Source organism: Alteribacter natronophilus, assembly GCF_006007885.1.
GTDB lineage: Bacteria > Bacillota > Bacilli > Bacillales > Salisediminibacteriaceae > Alteribacter > Alteribacter natronophilus.
In genome coordinates this window covers 52,626-71,297 of sequence record NZ_VCRO01000007.1, presented here as the reverse complement: position 1 = coordinate 71,297, position 18,672 = coordinate 52,626, and the positions used below count along the sequence as shown (strand labels likewise).

27 protein-coding genes are annotated in these 18,672 nt (G+C 49.7%); 1 reads left to right on the top strand and 26 read right to left on the bottom strand.

Annotated elements, in window-relative coordinates; all coding sequences use genetic code 11:
* Positions 1-18 precede the first annotated feature (18 nt).
* From FGB90_RS17945 to FGB90_RS17930, 4 genes are all read right to left on the bottom strand, one after another.
* Positions 19-1,494, bottom strand: a complete 1,476-nt coding sequence (locus tag FGB90_RS17945) for a PTS mannitol transporter subunit IIBC (RefSeq protein ID WP_138812250.1) — start codon at positions 1,492-1,494, stop codon at positions 19-21.
* Positions 1,495-1,997: 503 nt separating this feature from the next.
* The gene (locus tag FGB90_RS17940; protein ID WP_138812249.1) at positions 1,998-2,876 is read right to left on the bottom strand and encodes a MetQ/NlpA family ABC transporter substrate-binding protein; all 879 of its coding nucleotides are present in this window, start codon (positions 2,874-2,876) and stop codon (positions 1,998-2,000) included.
* 15 nt (positions 2,877-2,891) lie between these two features.
* Positions 2,892-3,554, bottom strand: a complete 663-nt coding sequence (locus tag FGB90_RS17935) for a methionine ABC transporter permease (protein WP_138812377.1) — start codon at positions 3,552-3,554, stop codon at positions 2,892-2,894.
* A complete protein-coding gene (locus tag FGB90_RS17930; protein ID WP_138812248.1) occupies positions 3,554-4,300 on the bottom strand; it encodes a methionine ABC transporter ATP-binding protein in 747 nt (248 codons plus the stop codon). Before FGB90_RS17930 ends, FGB90_RS17935 begins: the two co-directional genes overlap by 1 nt.
* Positions 4,301-4,470: 170 nt before the next feature.
* Here FGB90_RS17930 and FGB90_RS17925 point away from each other — a divergent pair, with 170 nt between their 5' ends.
* Positions 4,471-5,328, top strand: coding sequence for a manganese catalase family protein (locus tag FGB90_RS17925; RefSeq protein ID WP_138812247.1), 858 nt, complete (start codon positions 4,471-4,473; stop codon positions 5,326-5,328).
* A gap of 81 nt (positions 5,329-5,409) precedes the next feature.
* Here FGB90_RS17925 and rpsI read toward each other — a convergent pair whose 3' ends face one another.
* The 22 genes from rpsI to rpsH all read right to left on the bottom strand — a co-directional run bounded on the left by rpsI (position 5,410) and on the right by rpsH (position 18,648).
* Complete coding sequence (gene rpsI / locus FGB90_RS17920; RefSeq protein ID WP_138812246.1) at positions 5,410-5,802, bottom strand: 30S ribosomal protein S9; 393 nt, start codon at positions 5,800-5,802, stop codon at positions 5,410-5,412.
* A 21-nt stretch (positions 5,803-5,823) separates the two neighbouring features.
* The gene (gene rplM, locus FGB90_RS17915) at positions 5,824-6,261 is read right to left on the bottom strand and encodes a 50S ribosomal protein L13 (RefSeq protein ID WP_138812245.1); all 438 of its coding nucleotides are present in this window, start codon (positions 6,259-6,261) and stop codon (positions 5,824-5,826) included.
* A gap of 239 nt (positions 6,262-6,500) precedes the next feature.
* Positions 6,501-7,277, bottom strand: coding sequence for a tRNA pseudouridine(38-40) synthase TruA (truA, locus tag FGB90_RS17910; protein ID WP_138812244.1), 777 nt, complete (start codon positions 7,275-7,277; stop codon positions 6,501-6,503).
* A gap of 29 nt (positions 7,278-7,306) precedes the next feature.
* Positions 7,307-8,104: an energy-coupling factor transporter transmembrane component T family protein gene (locus FGB90_RS17905; RefSeq protein WP_171051914.1), complete on the bottom strand. Its 798-nt coding sequence runs from the start codon at positions 8,102-8,104 to the stop codon at positions 7,307-7,309.
* Positions 8,098-8,964 carry an energy-coupling factor transporter ATPase gene (locus FGB90_RS17900; RefSeq protein ID WP_138812242.1) on the bottom strand — a complete coding sequence of 289 codons (867 nt, stop codon included), beginning with the start codon at positions 8,962-8,964 and terminating at the stop codon, positions 8,098-8,100. The genes FGB90_RS17905 and FGB90_RS17900 overlap by 7 nt, the downstream gene beginning before the upstream one ends.
* Entirely contained in the window at positions 8,940-9,785 is an 846-nt protein-coding gene (locus tag FGB90_RS17895) for an energy-coupling factor transporter ATPase (protein WP_138812241.1), read from the bottom strand. Before FGB90_RS17895 ends, FGB90_RS17900 begins: the two co-directional genes overlap by 25 nt.
* 428 nt (positions 9,786-10,213) lie before the next feature.
* The gene (gene rplQ, locus FGB90_RS17890; protein WP_138812240.1) at positions 10,214-10,573 is read right to left on the bottom strand and encodes a 50S ribosomal protein L17; all 360 of its coding nucleotides are present in this window, start codon (positions 10,571-10,573) and stop codon (positions 10,214-10,216) included.
* Positions 10,574-10,702: 129 nt separating this feature from the next.
* Positions 10,703-11,647 carry a DNA-directed RNA polymerase subunit alpha gene (locus FGB90_RS17885; protein ID WP_138812239.1) on the bottom strand — a complete coding sequence of 315 codons (945 nt, stop codon included), beginning with the start codon at positions 11,645-11,647 and terminating at the stop codon, positions 10,703-10,705.
* A gap of 180 nt (positions 11,648-11,827) precedes the next feature.
* The gene (gene rpsK, locus FGB90_RS17880; protein WP_138812238.1) at positions 11,828-12,220 is read right to left on the bottom strand and encodes a 30S ribosomal protein S11; all 393 of its coding nucleotides are present in this window, start codon (positions 12,218-12,220) and stop codon (positions 11,828-11,830) included.
* An 18-nt stretch (positions 12,221-12,238) separates the two neighbouring features.
* Positions 12,239-12,604 (bottom strand): 30S ribosomal protein S13, encoded by a 366-nt coding sequence (gene rpsM, locus FGB90_RS17875; RefSeq protein ID WP_138812237.1) that lies wholly within the window; start codon positions 12,602-12,604, stop codon positions 12,239-12,241.
* A gap of 21 nt (positions 12,605-12,625) precedes the next feature.
* A complete protein-coding gene (gene rpmJ / locus FGB90_RS17870) occupies positions 12,626-12,739 on the bottom strand; it encodes a 50S ribosomal protein L36 (protein ID WP_138812236.1) in 114 nt (37 codons plus the stop codon).
* Between the two features lie 48 nt (positions 12,740-12,787).
* Positions 12,788-13,006 carry a translation initiation factor IF-1 gene (gene infA, locus FGB90_RS17865; RefSeq protein WP_138812235.1) on the bottom strand — a complete coding sequence of 73 codons (219 nt, stop codon included), beginning with the start codon at positions 13,004-13,006 and terminating at the stop codon, positions 12,788-12,790.
* A 4-nt stretch (positions 13,007-13,010) separates the two neighbouring features.
* Entirely contained in the window at positions 13,011-13,313 is a 303-nt protein-coding gene (locus FGB90_RS17860; RefSeq protein WP_138812234.1) for a KOW domain-containing RNA-binding protein, read from the bottom strand.
* Between the two features lie 22 nt (positions 13,314-13,335).
* Positions 13,336-14,082 (bottom strand): type I methionyl aminopeptidase, encoded by a 747-nt coding sequence (gene map / locus FGB90_RS17855; protein ID WP_138812233.1) that lies wholly within the window; start codon positions 14,080-14,082, stop codon positions 13,336-13,338.
* Entirely contained in the window at positions 14,079-14,732 is a 654-nt protein-coding gene (locus tag FGB90_RS17850; RefSeq protein ID WP_138812232.1) for an adenylate kinase, read from the bottom strand. The genes map and FGB90_RS17850 overlap by 4 nt, the downstream gene beginning before the upstream one ends.
* Positions 14,733-14,798: 66 nt before the next feature.
* Entirely contained in the window at positions 14,799-16,091 is a 1,293-nt protein-coding gene (gene secY / locus FGB90_RS17845) for a preprotein translocase subunit SecY (protein WP_138812231.1), read from the bottom strand.
* Positions 16,091-16,531 carry a 50S ribosomal protein L15 gene (rplO, locus tag FGB90_RS17840; RefSeq protein WP_138812230.1) on the bottom strand — a complete coding sequence of 147 codons (441 nt, stop codon included), beginning with the start codon at positions 16,529-16,531 and terminating at the stop codon, positions 16,091-16,093. Before rplO ends, secY begins: the two co-directional genes overlap by 1 nt.
* Before the next feature lie 31 nt (positions 16,532-16,562).
* Positions 16,563-16,751, bottom strand: coding sequence for a 50S ribosomal protein L30 (gene rpmD / locus FGB90_RS17835; protein ID WP_138812229.1), 189 nt, complete (start codon positions 16,749-16,751; stop codon positions 16,563-16,565).
* A 13-nt stretch (positions 16,752-16,764) separates the two neighbouring features.
* Positions 16,765-17,262 carry a 30S ribosomal protein S5 gene (gene rpsE, locus FGB90_RS17830; RefSeq protein WP_138812228.1) on the bottom strand — a complete coding sequence of 166 codons (498 nt, stop codon included), beginning with the start codon at positions 17,260-17,262 and terminating at the stop codon, positions 16,765-16,767.
* A gap of 25 nt (positions 17,263-17,287) precedes the next feature.
* Positions 17,288-17,650 (bottom strand): 50S ribosomal protein L18, encoded by a 363-nt coding sequence (gene rplR / locus FGB90_RS17825; protein WP_138812227.1) that lies wholly within the window; start codon positions 17,648-17,650, stop codon positions 17,288-17,290.
* A gap of 33 nt (positions 17,651-17,683) precedes the next feature.
* Positions 17,684-18,220: a 50S ribosomal protein L6 gene (gene rplF / locus FGB90_RS17820; RefSeq protein ID WP_138812226.1), complete on the bottom strand. Its 537-nt coding sequence runs from the start codon at positions 18,218-18,220 to the stop codon at positions 17,684-17,686.
* A gap of 29 nt (positions 18,221-18,249) precedes the next feature.
* Positions 18,250-18,648, bottom strand: a complete 399-nt coding sequence (gene rpsH / locus FGB90_RS17815) for a 30S ribosomal protein S8 (RefSeq protein WP_110521765.1) — start codon at positions 18,646-18,648, stop codon at positions 18,250-18,252.
* Positions 18,649-18,672: the final 24 nt, after the last annotated feature.

Here is an 18,672-nt window from a genome sequence, read left to right as displayed (position 1 = left end):
TCTGCATGGTCCTTTTCCTTACTGCGAGTCTTTCAGTTCACTTACAATCTCGTCATATTTTGCACTGTTCATGAAGTTATCAACCGAAATATGCTGTTTATCGGGCTGTTTCGCCTTTGCACGATCGGTCAGATCCTTGTGGGTAATAATCAGATCGGCATCGTCCGGAATCTGGTTAATGGCTTTATTGGTCACTTCGATCTCGAGACCTGCCTTGTTTACTTTATTTTTGAGAATGGAAGCCCCCATGGCGCTGGAACCCATTCCTGCATCGCAGGCAAAAATAATCTTATTGATTTTTCCTGCATTCAGTTCTGCCGGTTCTTTTTCCCCTCCGGCTTCTTCTCCGCCTTCTTCCTGTGTGGAGAAGTTTCCGGCCACGCTGCTCTTTTTCCCTTTCATGGCCTGCATTTTCGTAGCAGCTTCCTCAAGGTCTTCGTTTTCATCATCTTTAGCCGTTCTGAGAATCAGGGAAGCGATCGCAAAGGAAACAGCTGTCGCCACAATGATACCAAGCAGTACTGCTATATGGTCACCGCGGGCTGCCATCGCCATGAAAGCAAAGATACTTCCCGGTGACGGTGCTGCAACGAGCCCTGCGTTAAAGAGGGAGAACGTGAAAATACCGCTCATGCCTCCCCCGATCACGGCGAGTAGAAGCATAGGTTTCATGAGAATGTAAGGGAAATAGATCTCATGGATTCCACCGAAGAAGTGAATAATCCCTGCACCTTTAGCCGACTGCTTTGCCATTCCGCTGCCGAAAACCATGAAGGCAAGAAGAACGCCGAGGCCCGGTCCGGGATTTGCTTCAAGCATGAACAGAATCGATTTTCCGGTTTCAGATGCTTCCTGGAGTCCCAGTGGACTCAGAATTCCATGATTAATTGCATTGTTTAAAAACAGTACCTTACCCGGTTCAATGAAAATACTTGCAAGCGGCAGCAGTCCTGCATCCACAATGACGCGTACTCCGCCGGCCAGTACCTGGTTTAGCCCAAGCACTACAGGTCCGATCCCGACGTAGGCAAGGATCGTCAGAATCATGGCAACAATTCCTGCCGAGAAGTTGTTTACGAGCATTTCAAAACCTGATTTCACTTTTCCTTCAAAAAGGCGGTCAACCTGTTTAATCACGTACCCGCCAAGCGGCCCCATGATCATGGCACCGATAAACATCGGGATGTCCGCACCGACGATGACACCCATCGCGGCTGTTGCTCCAACGACACCACCCCGAAGATCATAGACCATCCGACCTCCTGTAAACGCTATCAGAAGCGGCAGTAAATAAAGGATCATTGGGTCTACAAGCTCGGCCAGACTCTCATTTGGCAGCCACCCGGTTTCAATAAACAGGGCCGTAATGATTCCCCATGCGATAAAAGCGCCGATATTCGGCATAATCATGCCGCTCAGGTAGCTTCCGAGCCGCTGAATCTTTGCTTTCACTCCGCTCTTTGCACCATCAGTCTGTGCTGTATGCTGTGTCATATTTATATCCTCCTCTTTCATAATGTCCTTAACTGGTTATACTTTTATAATAAAGCGCTCTCATGGTGATTCTCAATTCAATCTAAAACCAGTTTCGTCACCGCGGATGGTGACATTATTAAATAAAGAGGGTTTTCAGTTGACCAGTCCTAATGCAGACAGAAAAAGCCCCCCCTGCTCACTATGAGCAGGAAGGGCCGGTTTCTCTTATAAAGATGCGTATTCCTTTACATCTGTATTTGGTTCGTAAAGCTCCGCTGAAAGCCTTCCGCTCGCTTTCCGCGGCGGTGCCGGCGAGCCTCCGTGGGCTTTGCCCTCCGGGGTCTCGCCAGGCGAAAAAACTCCCTGCTTCTTCCTCTGCAGGCGTAGCTCTGAAGCAGAATACGTCGAAGCACCTCGAAGTTAGAGCATGATGCGGATGCTTGCCACTGCCGCAGGAGTCTCGCTGCTGGCGTTCAGCTGCGCATGACCAGTGGTGCACTTATTGAAAGGTATACATCTTATTAAAACGCCGGAATGGCTGTTTCTTCGTAATTTTCCTCAAGGAACTCTCTTACTTCATCACTTGTCATCGCTTCGGCAAGCTTCTGAATGGCATCGGAATCCACGTTGTCCTCCCGCGCCACCAGTGTGATTGCGAACTCGTTATCAGTTCCCTCGGTCAAAAGAGCATCGCTTTTCGGAGTCAGGCCAAGCGGGGATGCATAAGCCGGTGTCATCAATACTGCCGGCACATCATCATACATTCTCGCCAGCATGAGAAGATCCACTTCCTCAAATGTAAAATCGTTTGGATTTTCGATGATATCCGACTGCGAATAATAGCTTCCAGTCTTTTCATCCAGCGTAATGACACCGTGCTGATCCAGAAGAGCCAGTGAACGGTCAACGTTTGACGGGTCATTGGCAATGGCAATCACAGATCCTTCCGGAATATCATCCATGGAATCATACTCTTCAGAGTACACACCGTAATTGGCAAAATAGATTTCCTCCACCGGAACGAGATTCGCATCGTTGTTCCGATTATACTCCTCCATATAAGGCACGTGCTGGAAGAAGTTCGCATCCACTTCCTCATTTGCAAGGGCGGTGTTTGGCTGAATGTTGTCACTCAGAACTTCAATCTGAAGATCGATTCCTTCTTCCGCGAGTTTCGGCTCAGTAAGCTCCAGAATTTCAGTCATGGGCGGAATCAGCGAAGCGACTTTGAGTGTCACTTCCTCCTCGTCCTGGTTCTGTTCCTCGGTACCCTCGTTCTGTTCCTGGGTATCATCCTGATTCCCGTCCTGGGTTTCTCCGTTGTCTGTATTCTCCTGTTCCTGACCGCATCCGGCCAGCACAGCAAACGCCATTGATGTTAAAAGCAGATATTTTTTCATTATCATCTTCTCCTCTTACCTTTTATCGATCATTCTTGAAACAGTTGTGCCGGTAAACTGGATGAACTGTACCAGTATCACCATAACCACAATCATATACATCATTAATTCGGTCTGAAACTGCTGGTACCCGTAGCGGATGGCAAAATCACCAATTCCTCCTCCTCCGACGACTCCCATGATGGTGGAGTAGGATACAAAGCTGATCGTCGACGTGGTCAGGCCGAGCACCAGTCCCGAACGGGATTCCACGTAAAGAAACCTGAATACCACTTCTCTCACGGAAGCTCCCATGGACACCGCCGCTTCAATAATCCCTTTCGGCACATCCAGGAGCGACTGTTCAACGAGCCTCGAATAATGGGCAATCGCAATAATCGCCATCGGAACGGTAGCCGCTGCAGTACCGATAGCCGTTCCGATAATCAGTCTCGTAAACGGAATTAAAAAGACGACGAGCAGTAGAAAAGGAAACGAGCGGATCGTATTGACCAGCAGGTTCACTGTTGAGAAAACAGCCTTGTTCTCAAGCAGATGCCCTTTCCGGCACAGATAGAGCAGCGTCCCTACCGGAAGGCCTACGAGAATCGCAGCCAGAATCGCCACCCCTACCATAATAAAGGTCTCACCAATTGAGCGCCAGATTTCAGCTTCGTACTGTAACAGGATTTCCGGCATCATGGTCCCGTCTCCCCATCCTGCACCAGCTGATCGACAAAGTACTGCGGGTTGTGATCAACGTCCCGCACGCCGGCGGGCTTCTGTGAAATGGTCTCGTAAATCCCGCCGTCGGCCATCACCGTAACCGTGTTACAGAGGCTTTTAATGACACCCATCTGGTGGCTTACAATAACTATAGTCACACCGAGCCGTTTATTAATATCCTCCAGCACACGAAGAACCTCAGCTGTCGTATTCGGGTCAAGAGAAGAGGTTGGTTCGTCACAGAGCAACACATCCGGATGGTTGGCCAGCGCCCTTGCAATGGCCACCCGCTGCTTCTGCCCGCCGCTCAGCTGTGCCGGGTATTTACTTATATAACTCTCCAGCCCCACAAACTGCAGACATTCAATGACCCGTTTCCGCCTTTCTTTTCCGGGATAACCGGCAAGCTGCAGCGAAACGGCAATGTTGTCATACACCGTCTTATTGGCCACAAGATTAAAGTGCTGAAAGATCATTCCGATGGACTTCCTGGCATCACGGAGTTTTCTGCCTTTCAGGCTCGTCAGATCCTGGCCGTTTACTTCGACCCGGCCTTGATCCGGCATCTCCAACACATTCATCAGCCTGAGCAGGGTGGATTTCCCTGCACCGCTGGCTCCGATCACCCCATATATTTCACCTTGTTTCACCGTTAACGATACCGGTTTGACCGCTTCGGAATCACCGAAGCGTTTACTCACTTGATGTAATCTGATCATAAAAAAACACCCTTTTCATCAGTTGAAAGGTGGCTGCAACGCTCCTCATTATAGCTGAATCTGACTGCTCTGTCACTTACACCGAAAGAATAACTTGACACCCTGCAGGAATAATCATGACATCTTCCAGACAGAATACACTAGACTCTATTTGGAAGGTGGATGGTAACGTGTATTTCTACAAAGAAGATTTAATCAATATGATTGTACCTGACAAACCGGATCCCCATGCAGCCAAAGTGCTTCAGGAAGCACTGGGGGGTCAGTTCGGTGAAATGAGAACCCTCATGCAGTTCTCATTCCAGAGTGCCAACTTCAGAGGGAAAGCCAAACAGTATCGTGACCTGATCAGAGGCGTATTTCTGGAAGAGCTTAGTCACGTGGAACTGGTACAAACGACCATCAACCAGCTGTTAAATGAATCCGGCGGAGATATGCCGGGAAACAAAGCCTCAGATGAAGCTCCCCTGGATGACGTAATCCAATCCGGAGCGAATCCCCACCATTATATTATGGGTGCCAAATCCTCCCTTCCAGTGGATGCCGGAGGAAATCCCTGGAACGGATCCTGGGTTTACGACCACGGTAATCTCATAGCGAACTTGCTTAATAACGTCGTTCTGGAATCAACGGGTGTTCTTCAGAAGTCCAGAATTTACGAGATGAGCAGCAATAAAACACTAAGGGAAACGATCGCCTTTCTGATTGTACGGGATAATGCCCACCAGAATGCCTTTGCCAAAGCGCTGGAGACTCTTGGTGTCGACTGGGGAAAATTGTTCCCGATTCCGAATTATGATTTAAACAAATACCCGGAATGCCGAAAATACGTTGAGATGGGCTTCCATAATGCCCAATTCAACTTCCGTCTGGACGATACAAGAATGGGTGAAATCTTTCAGGGTACCAGTCCAAGCAGAAACGATGGGGAGCTGTCAGTTACAGAGCCTCCAAAGGGCCACCCTGTTCCTGACATGCCCGATATGCCCAATGAGCATGCTCCCGGTCTCACTGACCTCAATAATTAATGGTCTGCTCCCTGATTACTTAAAAAAGCCCTCTCTGCTCGGTATGAGGAGAGAGGGCTTTCTGTATCCCTGAAGGGAATATTAACGCTTCGAGAACTGAGGAGCACGACGTGCAGCTTTAAGACCGTACTTCTTACGCTCTTTCATACGAGCGTCACGAGTAAGGAATCCTGCACGCTTAAGCGGTGTGCGGTACTCAGGGTCTGCTTCAAGAAGCGCACGGGAGATGCCGTGACGGATCGCGCCCGCTTGTCCTGTGTAACCTCCGCCGTCCACGTTTACGTGGATGTTGTACGTACCTTCTGTTTCAGTTTCAGCGAGTGGCTGTTTTACGATAAGCTTTAGAGTTTCAAGGTCGAAGTACTCGTCGATGCCGCGACCGTTGATAACGATTGAACCGTCACCAGGTACTAGGCGTACACGTGCGACAGAGTGCTTACGACGACCTGTTCCGTAGTATTGAACCTGTGCCAAAGTAGGTAACCTCCTTTATTATTAACCGCGTAGTTCGTAGTTTTCAGGCTGCTGTGCCTGGTGTGGATGCTCGCTTCCAGCGTATACGTGAAGCTTTTTACCCTGCTGACGTCCAAGAGAACCTTTTGGAAGCATGCCTTTTACTGCAAGCTCAAGCATTTTTACAGGCTTGCGGTCGCGCATTTCCTGAGCAGTCATGCTCTTAAGTCCGCCTGGGTGCTGGCTGTGACGGTAGTACATTTTGTCCGCCAGTTTGTTACCAGTAAGGTGAATTTTTTCTGCGTTGATCAGGATTACGTGATCACCAGTGTCAACGTGTGGTGTGAAAGTCGGCTTGTGCTTACCGCGAAGAATGGAAGCTACTTCAGTGGCAAGACGACCAAGTGTCTGACCTTCTGCGTCCACAACGTACCATTTGCGCTCTACTTCATGAGCTTTTGCCATATATGTCGTACGCATCAGTTATTTCCCTCCTAAAAACTTCAATGAAAAAATCAAATTTAACAGTGTATCTAAAACGATTCGTCTGCCCGGGGCTAGTGGGCTTTAGAATACCATATAGTATCATAACCCATTGGGACATCTGATGTCAACAGGATGTTACACCAGGATTCGTTGTTACGAAGAATTTTTTTCGGCTGCGGGGAGAAGTTTCTGGAATTGCGCGGTTTTCCCGGAATTATGCCCGAAAAACCCTGTCACCCGCGCTCCCCACTGCTCCCGAACAGAGCGTGCTCATAAAACACTTCCCACAGGTACAGTCCGCTTCCCGGTGCCGTCATACCGGCGCGCTCACGGTCCCTGGCGGCAATAATGCCGGGAACAGACGAAGCTTTTCTTTTTCCCTGCCCGATTTCAAGAAGTGTGCCGGTCATGATCCGCACCATCTGGTACAGAAAGCCGGTGCCCCTGAAAACAAAAAGAAGCTCGTCTCCGTCCTCCGTGATGTCCAGTGCCGTAATCGTACGGACTTTATCTTCCACCGGCGACCGCGGTGAACAGAAGCTCGTAAAATCGTGCCTGCCGAGAAAGTGCTGTGCAGCCTCACGCATAGCATCCACATCCTCCACAAGAGGAAAAGGCTGATACGTATGGTTACGGCGGAACACATCCCTCCGGCGACCCCTGAGCACTCTGTAGCGGTACTCCTTGCCAGTTGTATCATAGCGGACATGAAAGTCACCGGGCACCGGCACGACCTCCAGAGCGGCCACGTCAGGCGGGAGAACGGCAGTAAGTGCCACGGGCCACCGCTCAGGCGGGATGGCGAGGTCCGAATCAAACTGGACGACCTGCCCCCTGGCATGAACGCCGGCGTCTGTGCGTCCCGACCCCTTCGTCTCCACTACCCGGCCTTTATGAATTTTTTTCAATGCTTTCTCTAATTCCGCCTGCACGGTGCGGCCGTTCTCCTGAACCTGGTAGCCCGAGAATGCGGTGCCGTCGTAGGCAAGTTTAACAGCATAACGCGCCATACGCGTCACCCCTTTCCCTTTTAAACCTCTCAGCCACGGAGGGCAAAAATGCATATACCCGTCAGCACAACGGTAAATAGAACCCGCGTATCGGACGCTCTCCATACCATCTGCCGGAACCGCGTCCGGCCTTCACTGCCTGCGTAGCCCCTTGCCTCCATGGCAACAGCAAGTTCCTCGGCCCGCCGGAACGACTGAATGATAAGCGGCACGAGCAGAGGAATGAGGGCCTTGATCCGTTTCACAATCGAACCGTCGGAAAACGAAGCACCCCGGGCCATCTGGGCTTTCATAATCTTCTCCATCTCCGAAAACAGCGTCGGAATGAAGCGCAGCGCAATACTCATTGTAAGCGCCAGTTCATGTGCCGGTACTCCCAGCCGCTGCAGCGGTTTAAACAGCCGTTCCAGTGCATCCGTCAGCTCAATCGGAGTTGTGGTGAGCGTCAGCACAGTCGCCATCACCATGAGCAGAAACAGTCTCCCGGCAAAAACAGCCCCGTCCCTCACACCTTCCTCGTAAATGGGCAGCCACGGCAAGTCAAGAAGCACCGTTCCTTCCCGGGTCATTAACATCCTGAACAGAAAGAGAAAAATAACCATAATTGCGATAAACTTAAGACCCTTCAGGAGATAACGGACCGGGATTCTTGTCATTAAAAATACAAAACATGCAAATGCTGCAGCCGGAATGAGAGCAGCAGGCCGGTTGGCCAGAAACATAACGAGGAGAAACAGGAAAAGGCCTGTAAGCTTCGCCCTGGGGTCCATCCGGTGGATAAAGGAGTCTCCCTGTACGTACTGACCAAGGATCATCGACCTCATAATGGACCTCCCCCTCTCAGAATCCTCGCAATTTCATCTGCAGTCTCATCTGCTTCATACGTGTTCAGGGAAAAGGATCCGGAACCATCGATCTCTGTTAAAATCCGAACCGCTGCCGGCACATCGAGGCGGGCTTCTTTCAGACGGGCCGGGGATTGAAACACCTCAGCCGGCGTTCCTTCCATGACAATACTTCCGGCGTTCATTACATACAGATAATCGGCGTATTTAGCCGCATCCTCCATATGGTGAGTCACGAGAATATAGGACCTGAAGGGCTGTTCCTGCTGCCAGCGGCTGAACATCTCCATCATCGCCCGTCTGCCTTTCGGATCAAGTCCGGCTGCAGGTTCGTCCAGGATAAGTACGTCCGGGTGACCAGCCAGAACACCGGCAATGGCCACACGTCTCATCTGTCCGCCGCTCAGTTCAAACGGCGAACGTGAAAGCAGCGACTCATCCAGGCCGACAGCTTCTGCTGCCCGTCGTACCCGCTCCGCCGTTTCTTTTTCACCCGCTCCGAAGTTGTTTGGTGCAAAAGCGATATCTTTTTCCACCGTTTCCTCAAACAGCTGATGTTCTGGGTACTGAAAGACCATGCCGACAGTGCGCCGCAAATGATGCAACACCTTCTGTTTCATCCCCGGCCTGATGGTGGTCTCTCCCACTGTCAGGGTCCCTTCGGTGGGAACGAGCAGACCGTTGAGGTGCTGGACAAGTGTGGACTTGCCCGATCCTGTATGACCCACTACCGCGATCCGGCTTCCAGGAGGAATGTCCACATCGATCCCGGAGACCGCTTTCTTTTCAAAAGGTGTGCCTTCACCGTACGTGAAGCCTAGGTTTTGTGCTTTAATCTGCATAACGCACTCACCATCGCTTTCTCAGATACCGCATTTTCCGGGATGACAACCTCCCGGCGTGCCAGCTCCTCCCGAAGGCGGACACTGAACGGCTGTTCCAGCCCTGCACGGTCAAGAATTTCCTTTTCCCTGAACACGTCATCGGGCTTTCCGTCTGCTGTAACAACACCCTGGTTCATTACGATCATTCGGTCGGCCCTGAGCACTTCCTCAAGGTCATGAGTGATGCTGATCACAGTAACGTTTTCTTCTTTATGAAGCCGCCCCGCAAGCGACATCACTTCTTTTTTCCCAAGGGGGTCCAGCATGGACGTTGCTTCGTCGAGAACGAGTATGTCCGGTTTCAGAGCCAGAATGCCTGCAATGGCTACGCGCTGCTTCTGTCCCCCGGAAAGATTATGGGGTTCAGCGTGCTCAAGCCCGGCGAGACCTGCAGCTTTAATTGCCCATGCGACACGTTTCTCCATCGTCTGTGGGTCCACACCGGTATTCTCCAGGCCGAACGCTACATCATCCTGAACGGTTGGAGCGACAATCTGGTTGTCAGGATTCTGAAACACCATACCGACTTTCCGTCTTATATGGACTTTGTCATCTTCAGAAGCACTGTTTAAACCCTGAACAAGGATGTCACCATGTTCCGGAAGCAGGAGGCCGTTTATCAGTCTGGCAAGCGTGGACTTGCCGGATCCGTTATGACCGGTGATGGCCACCCACTCGTTCTGCTCCACTTTCAGTGACAGTCCGGAGAGAACAGACGGCGCACCTTCCGCGTAACGATACGTGACGTTGTTCACCTGTACAGCTGTTTCTTCAGCCATAACATCCTCTCCTGTTCCCCGGGCCTTTGATAGTCTGGTCGTGATGCAGTTGCCGGAGGTTTGTCTAGTTTATATGACTCTCTCAAATTATAGAGCTGTTCTGCTGCCGCAGGAGAGAGCTTCCGCAGAAGTTCCTGACTTCCGCTCCACAAAAACCATTAAGCGAAAACAAGCGCAGCTTCACGCTGGCAGTGAGACTCCTGCGGCAGAAGGGGCCCGGGTGAGCCCCCGCAGGGCGTATGCCCGAGGAGGCTCACCGGCCGACGCGGAAAGCGAACGGACGGCGTGAAGCGGAGCTTTCATAATTAAAGAGTGTCGGAATGAATGTATTTTTCTTCCTTCCGGACGCGCAAAAAAAGGGCATAGAAACAGAACCTGCCGTTGTGTCAGATTCTGAGTCCCGCCCTTTTAAGCAATCGGTTAAAAGTTTATACCAATTCGATGATTGCCATTTCAGCGCCGTCTCCGCGGCGTGGTCCCAGCTTGTGGACACGAGTGTATCCGCCTTGACGGTCCTCGTAACGCTTAGCCACATCATCAAAAAGCTTCTGAACAGCTGTAGTGCCTTCCTCGTCTGCAAGTTCAGCACGTACGAAAGCAGCTGCCTGACGACGAGCGTGAAGATCGCCGCGCTTTCCAAGTGTAATCATCTGCTCAACGACAGAACGAAGCTCCTTCGCTTTTGATTCAGTCGTTTCAATTCGTTCGTTGATGATCAGGTCAGTTGTAAGATCGCGAAGCAGCGCTTTACGTGCAGAGCTGTCACGACCGAGTTTTCTGTATCCCATGTGTGAGTCCCTCCTTCTCTAAAGGTTGTCCGTTATTTCAGATTCATCCCGCACCGGGAACACGGAGATAAGTCCGCGTTTCCCATTTTTAAGAAGAGGAACTGCGTCCGGACAGAAGCCTTGTGCAGTTTACTCTTCGTTGCGTAAGCCAAGGCCCAGTTCGCCCAGCTTTTCCTGAACTTCTTCCAGGGACTTGCGTCCAAGGTTACGGACTTTCATCATATCTTCTTCTGACTTCTGAGTCAGTTCCTGAACAGTGTTAATTCCTGCACGCTTCAGACAGTTGTAGGAACGCACGGAAAGATCAAGCTCCTCGATCGTCATCTCGAGTACTTTTTCTTTCTGATCTTCTTCTTTCTCCACCATGATCTCGGCATTCTGAGCCTGATCAGTGAGGCCGACGAAGATGTTCAGGTGCTCGGTAAGAATCTTCGCACCAAGTGAAACGGCTTCTTCCGGGCGGATGCTTCCGTCCGTCCACACGTCCATTGTGAGTTTGTCGTAGTTGGTAATCTGACCGACACGCGTATTTTCAACCTGGAAGTTCACGCGGGAAACCGGTGTATAGATCGAGTCAATCGGAATCACACCGATTGGCAGCTCGCCTGTGTTGTTTCCTTCAGCAGGCACATAGCCGCGACCGCGGTTTGCCGAAAGCTTCAAGTGAAAATTGGCGTTTTTGGACAGTGTGGCAATATGAAGATCAGGGTTTAAAACCTCCACGTCACTGTCGTGCATAAGATCAGCTGCCGTTACGACACCTTCACCCTGGGCTTCAACCTCAAGGGTTTTCTCTTCATCAGAGTAGATCTTAAGCGCAAGCTTCTTCAGATTCAGAATAATCGTTGTTACGTCTTCCGTTACGCCTTCAATCGTTGAAAACTCATGAAGAACAGTATCGAACTGCGCACTTGTTACCGCTGAACCCGGCAGTGAGGAAAGAAGAATACGGCGAAGGGAGTTGCCAAGCGTCGTACCATATCCCCGTTCTAATGGTTCCACTACAAATTTGCCATATGAAGCATCATCATTAATTTCTACAGGTTCAATTTTCGGCTTTTCGATTTCGATCATTAAACAAACCCTCCTTCAAAACGTCGAAACCCCGGCTGACCGGTAACGGTCAGACCGGAATCCCTCATTGGGCACATCCGATCTTTTACGAATCGTCAATATTCCCAAAAGAGCCCTGATTTATTCATGACTCTTATCCATTATTGACACGGGTATGGAAATCCATACCTTTGACCGTTATTATACTCGACGACGTTTTGGTGGACGGCAGCCGTTGTGAGGTACCGGAGTAACATCTTTAATCATGTTAACTTCCAGACCAGTTGCCTGAAGGGAGCGGATTGCAGCTTCACGTCCGGCACCAGGGCCCTTAACGGAAACTTCCACAGCCTTCATACCATGCTCCATCGCCGCCTTGGCAGCAGTTTCAGCAGCAGTCTGAGCTGCGAAAGGAGTTGATTTACGGGATCCTTTAAAGCCTAATGCACCAGCACTGGCCCAGGAAATTGCATTCCCGCGAGGGTCTGTGATCGTTACGATCGTGTTGTTGAATGTGGAGCGGATATGCGCAATTCCGGATTCAATATTCTTACGCTGACGACGTTTTGTACGAGTCGTTTTAGCTTTAGCCATAACAGTACATTACCTCCTTTACTTCTTCTTGTTCGCTACAGTACGGCGAGGTCCTTTACGCGTACGTGCGTTGTTCTTCGTTTTCTGACCACGGACAGGAAGACCGCGACGGTGGCGGATTCCACGGAAAGATCCGATTTCGATCAGACGTTTAATGTTAAGGGACACTTCACGGCGAAGGTCACCTTCTACTTTGATGCCGTCTACAACTTCACGGATGCGGCCGAGTTCATCTTCTGTAAGATCGCGTACACGGGTATCTTCTGATACGCCCGCTTCCTTCAGGATCTCAGCAGCTCTTGATTGTCCGATTCCGTAAACGTAAGTGAGTGATACGACAATTCGCTTATCGCGGGGAATGTCGACTCCAGCAATACGTGCCATTTACGTTACACCTCCTGTTGATTAACCTTGTTTTTGTTTGTGTTTAGGGTTATCGCAGATTACCATGACGGTACCTTTACGGCGAATAACTTTGCATTTCTCGCACATTGGCTTTACAGATGGTCTTACCTTCATGCTCTTTACCTCCTTGTGATACGGAGTGCGCTTTCGCTTTCCATCAGCTTATTTATAACGATACGTGATGCGACCACGGCTTAAATCATAGGGAGACAATTCAACGGTCACTTTATCTCCTGGTAGGATACGAATGAAGTGCATACGGATCTTACCGGATACGTGGGCGAGAATCTTGTGTCCATTTTCCAGTTCAACTCGAAACATCGCATTTGGAAGCGGCTCAATGACCGTTCCTTCTACTTCGATTACATCTTCTTTGGCCATGAATTTACTCTCCTTCCTTCAGTAAGTTGTCATTCATATATGATGAAATTGCAAACCGCAATTTAGCATTGGTGACACGGCCCGTATCAACGATACTGTTTTTGACCTCGGGCATGACCAGTTCGGTACGTTCCAGATGCTGAATGTTTTTCTTCTTCGCTCTGTCAACCTTCCGCTTATCACCGTCGGCTATCAGAACGAATCTGGAATCCAGCACACTGATAATGCACGCATACTGATCTTTATCTCTGCCCTTGACTATTCGCACAAGCTCACCGAGCTGCGGAACGGTTTCAGGATCTTTCATCTGTTGACCACCTTCAATTTTACTACGGCTTAGTCAGAATTTCATATCCTGAGTCTGTAATAGCAATCGTGTGTTCAAAATGGGCACACCGCCTGCCATCAGCTGTAACAACTGTCCAGTTGTCGGCAAGGGTTTTGACGTGCCTTGAACCGGCGTTGATCATCGGTTCAACGGCCAGTACCATGCCCGGTTTGAGACGGGGGCCTTTACCCGGCGGTCCGAAGTGCGGAATCTGAGGATCTTCGTGAAGGTCCTGACCTACTCCATGACCGACATATTCGCGGACGACAGAGAATCCGTGTGCTTCCGCATACGTCTGTACCGCATGCGAAATATTCGAGAGTCTTTCCTTCGGTCCGGCTTCATCCAGACCTTTAAAAAGTGAGGTTTCAGTCACTTCGAGGAGCTTCTGATCACTCTCGGAAATTGTCCCGACCGGATAAGTCCAGGCGGAATCACCATGATAGCCACCGTATTTTGCACCGATGTCAATACTGATGATATCGCCGTCCTTTAGTTCTCTGTTACCCGGAACTCCGTGTACCAATTCTTCATTAACTGAAGCACAGATGCTGCCAGTAAATCCATTATAGCCTTTAAAAGATGGAATCGCATCATGCTTTCTTATAAAACTGTCTGCGATCGTATCCAGTTCCTTCGTCGTAATACCAGGCTGGATGTGCTTTTGAAGCTCTTGATGTGTCAACGCGACAATCTTACCGGCAACCCGCATGATTTCAATCTCACGCTCAGTCTTGCAGATAATCATCGATTGTTCCCTTTCAGGAGGGTATCAAGATCTTCAAAGACGTCCTGAATGTCCTGCTTGCCATCAATATTGCGAAGGTAGCCTTTGTTGTCGTAGAAATCTACGAGCGGCTGGGTTTGTTCAAGATTAACCTTAATCCGGTTTTCAACCGTTTCGGGTTTATCGTCTTCTCGTTGAATCAAGTCGCTGCCATCCTTGTCACATTTACCGGCCACTGCAGGAGGGTTGAAGATCTCATGATAGCTGGTACCGCAGTCCGGGCAGACCCAGCGTCCAGTCAGGCGCTTGAACAGGTCCTCTTCCGGGACGTTAATGTAGACAACGTGGTCGAGCTGACGATCGAGTTCAGCGAGAATCTCTTCCAATGCTTCAGCTTGTGCTACTGTACGTGGAAAACCATCAAGGAGAAATCCGCCCTTACAGTCATCCTGACTCAGACGATCCCTTACGATTCCGACAGTAACTTCGTCTGGAACAAGGTTTCCGGCATCCATGAAGGACTTTGCTTTCAACCCGAGCTCCGTTCCGCCCTTAATAGCAGCACGGAACATATCTCCGGTTGAAATGTGCGGTATACCGTATTTATCTACGATTTTGTCGGCTTGTGTGCCTTTTCCCGCACCCGGAAGACCCATTAAGATTAAATTCATCGATTATCCCTCCATCGTACTTCATTCACGATCGAAGGCAAAGGGAGCGTAAATCTCCCTTTCCTTTTATTTAATGAATCCTTTATAGCTCCGTTTAATCATCTGGCTCTCGATCTGCTTCATGGTATCAAGGGCAACTGCCGTCACGATGAGGAGTCCTGTTCCCCCGATCTGAACGCCTGCAGGTAGACCTGCCAGTTCAGTGAAAAAGACCGGAATGACGGAGACAGACGCAAGGAAAAGCGCACCGACGAACGTGAGACGGTACAGGATTCGTGTAATGTAGACTTGCGTTGTTTTTCCTGGACGGATTCCCGGGATATATCCACCCTGCTTTTTCAGGTTGTCAGCCATCTGTTCCGGGTTCACCTGTACGAACGTGTAGAAATACGTGAAACCGATGATCAGTGCTGCATAAACAGCAAGTCCAAACGGCTGCGTATAATCAAAGTTCTGAGTGACCCAGCCCGCGATTGTGCTGTCGTCTCCGAAGAATCCGGCAACAGTCGGCGGGAAGATGAATAGTGACATGGCAAAGATAACCGGAATTACCCCTGCTGAGTTCACTTTCAGCGGAAGATGCGTGCTCTGTCCGCCCTGAGGCTTACCTGAAACAAGGCGCTTTGCATACTGTACAGGAATCTTGCGAAGGGCCTGCTGAACGAAGATTACGAAGACCACGAGCAGCAGTACAGCCAGTGCAAGCAGTGCAATTGTCACAATTCCGAGGAACAGGGCATCACCGGCATCTGCGATCTGTGTCGCATACAGCTGGTTCACTCCGTTCGGAATCGCGGCTGCAATTCCTGCAAAGATCAAAATTGATATTCCGTTTCCAACACCCTGGGCCGTAATCTGTTCACCGAGCCACATCAGGAAGGCTGTACCTGCCGTCAGTGTGAGGGCGATCAGAAGATAGGTTACGACACCCGGATCCGGAACAAGCCCCGGAAAGATCCGGTTAAAACCGATGGACATCCCCAAAGCCTGGACAAAGGCAATAATAATGGTAAAGTACCGTGTAAACTGAGCCAGCTTACGACGTCCGGCCTCACCCTGCTTCGCCCATTCCGTAAACTTCGGTACTACGTCCATACGGAGTAACTGAACAATAATGGATGCCGTAATGTAGGGCATAATCCCGGTAGCGAAGATCGAGAAGTTCTCAAGTGCTCCGCCCCCGAAAGTGTTCAGAAATCCAAATGCGTTCATCTCGCCCTGAAAGTCGAGAATGTCCGCGTCTACTCCCGGCGCCGGGATATGCGCTCCAATACGGAAAATTACGAGCATGGTCAAGGTAAATAATACCTTTTTTCTTAAATCACCAATCCGCATGATATTGGAGATTGTTCGAAACATTAGACCACCTCTGTAGTTCCGCCGGCAGCCTCAATTGCTTCTTTTGCAGAAGCGGAGAATTTATGGGCTTTCACTGTAAGCTTGTTTTCAAGCTTGCCATTCCCAAGAACCTTGATTCCGTCCTTCGCGCTGCTGACAACGCCGGACTCGATCAGAAGCTCAGGAGTTACTTCAGTTCCCTCTTCGAAACGGTTAAGCGTTTCAAGGTTTACAATCGCAAACTCTTTACGTGTAGGGTTTGTGAAACCGCGCTTTGGAAGACGGCGGAAGATTGGCATCTGGCCACCTTCAAACCCTGGACGTACGCCACCGCCTGAGCGGGCGTTCTGTCCTTTGTGACCACGGCCTGCAGTTTTTCCGTTACCGGTAGCAATACCGCGTCCAACACGTTTGCGAACTTTACGGGAACCTTCTGAGGCTTTAAGTTCGTGAAGTTTCATGTCGGCACCTCCTCAACTCTTAATCTTGTACTTATGCTTCGATTTCTTTAACAGTTACAAGGTGAGATACTTTGTTCACCATACCGCGGATCGCTGCGTTGTCTTCCTGAACCACTGTATGGTTCATTTTGCGAAGACCCAGGGTATTCACGGTAACGCGCTGATCCTGCGGGCGTCCGATCAGGCTGCGTGTGAGGGTAATTTCAAGTTTTTTAGCCATGTTAATTCCCTCCTTAACCTAGTAGCTCTTCTACTGATTTGCCGCGAAGCTTTGCAACATCTTCCGGGCTTTTTAGTTCAGTAAGTCCCTGGATTGTGGCACGAACCATGTTGATTGGGTTGTTTGAGCCAAGGGATTTACTGAGGATGTCACCGACACCGCCAAGTTCGAGTACGGCACGGACAGGTCCACCGGCGATAATACCAGTACCCTCGGAAGCCGGCTTAAGCAGTACGCTTCCTGCTCCGAATTCACCAGTGATCTGGTGAGGGATTGTCGTACCCTGAATTGGGATCGTGATAAGGTTTTTCTTCGCGTCTTCAATCGCTTTACGGATCGCTTCAGGTACTTCAAGGGCTTTACCCATGCCGAAACCTACGTGTCCGTTTTTATCTCCAACTACAACCAGTGCAGCAAAGCGGAAACGACGACCGCCTTTTACCACTTTCGCAACACGGTTGACAGTTACTACTCTCTCTTCAAGTTCAAGTTTGTTAGGGTCGATACGCAATGAATTTCCCTCCTTTTGTCGTTAATTAAAACTTCAGACCAGCTTCGCGGGCTGCATCTGCAAGTTCTTTCACTCGACCATGATAAAGGTATCCGCCGCGGTCAAATACCACAGTTTCAATGCCTTTTTCAAGGGCACGCTTAGCAACAGCTTCGCCGATTTTCTGGGCAGCTTCTTTATTTCCGCCGTTTTCAAGTTTAAGTTCTTTATCTAAGCTATCAGCACTTGCAATTGTAACGCGGTTTACGTCGTCAATTACCTGTGCGTAAATGTGCTTATTAGAACGGAAAACATTCAAACGAGGACGTTCAGCAGTACCCGTGATCGTACGACGAACATGTGCGTGTCGTTTCTTACGTACCACGTTCTTGTCAGCCTTTGTGATCATTGAACGTCATTCCTTTCATTCCGTTATTTAACCTTATTTACCTGTTTTACCTTCTTTACGGCGTACGTATTCGCCTTCGTAGCGAATCCCTTTGCCTTTGTAAGGTTCAGGTGGTCTTACAGCACGAATGTTAGAAGCAAGAGCTCCTACACGTTCTTTGTCAATTCCTTTAACGGTGATCTTCGTGTTCTCAGGAACATCGATTTCAAGTCCGTCTTCCGGATTAAATTCAACCGGGTGGGAAAGACCAACGCTCAGCGTCACTTTGCTGCCTGATTTCTGGGCACGGTAACCGACACCGACAAGTTCAAGCTTCTTTTCGAAACCTTTTGTTACACCTTCAACCATGTTGTTGATTACGCTCCGTGTTGTACCGTGAAGGGCACGGTGCTCTTTATGATCAGATGGGCGCTTAACGAAGATAGTGTTATCTTCCTGCTCTACAGTGATGTCCGCATGAAGTGTGCGTGTCAGCTCTCCTTTAGGTCCTTTGACCGTAATGGAGTTACCTTCCTGCTTCACTTCAACTCCGGATGGAATCTCAACTGGTTTTAAACCGATTCGTGACATACCTTACACCTCCATTCTTCCGTTCGATATTACCAAATATAAGCGAGAACTTCTCCGCCAACCTGCTGCTGACGGGCTTCTTTGTCTGTGATAATGCCAGTTGATGAAGAGATCACTGCGATACCAAGTCCGCCGAGAACTTTTGGTACTTCATCAGCTTTTGCATAGACACGAAGGCCTGGTTTACTGATTTTCTTAAGTCCGGTAATAACGCGCTCGTTATTTACACCGTACTTAAGGAAAATACGAAGGATGCCTTGCTTGTTATCCTCAATGAATTCGTAGTCGCGGATGAAGCCTTCACGCTTCAGGATGTCCGCAACTTCTTTTTTGATCTTGGAACCTGGGAGCTCCAGGCTTGTATGACGTACAGTATTCGCATTACGAATACGAGTTAGCATATCTGCGATAGGATCAGTCATGACCATCGTATTTACCTCCTTCCCTTAAAC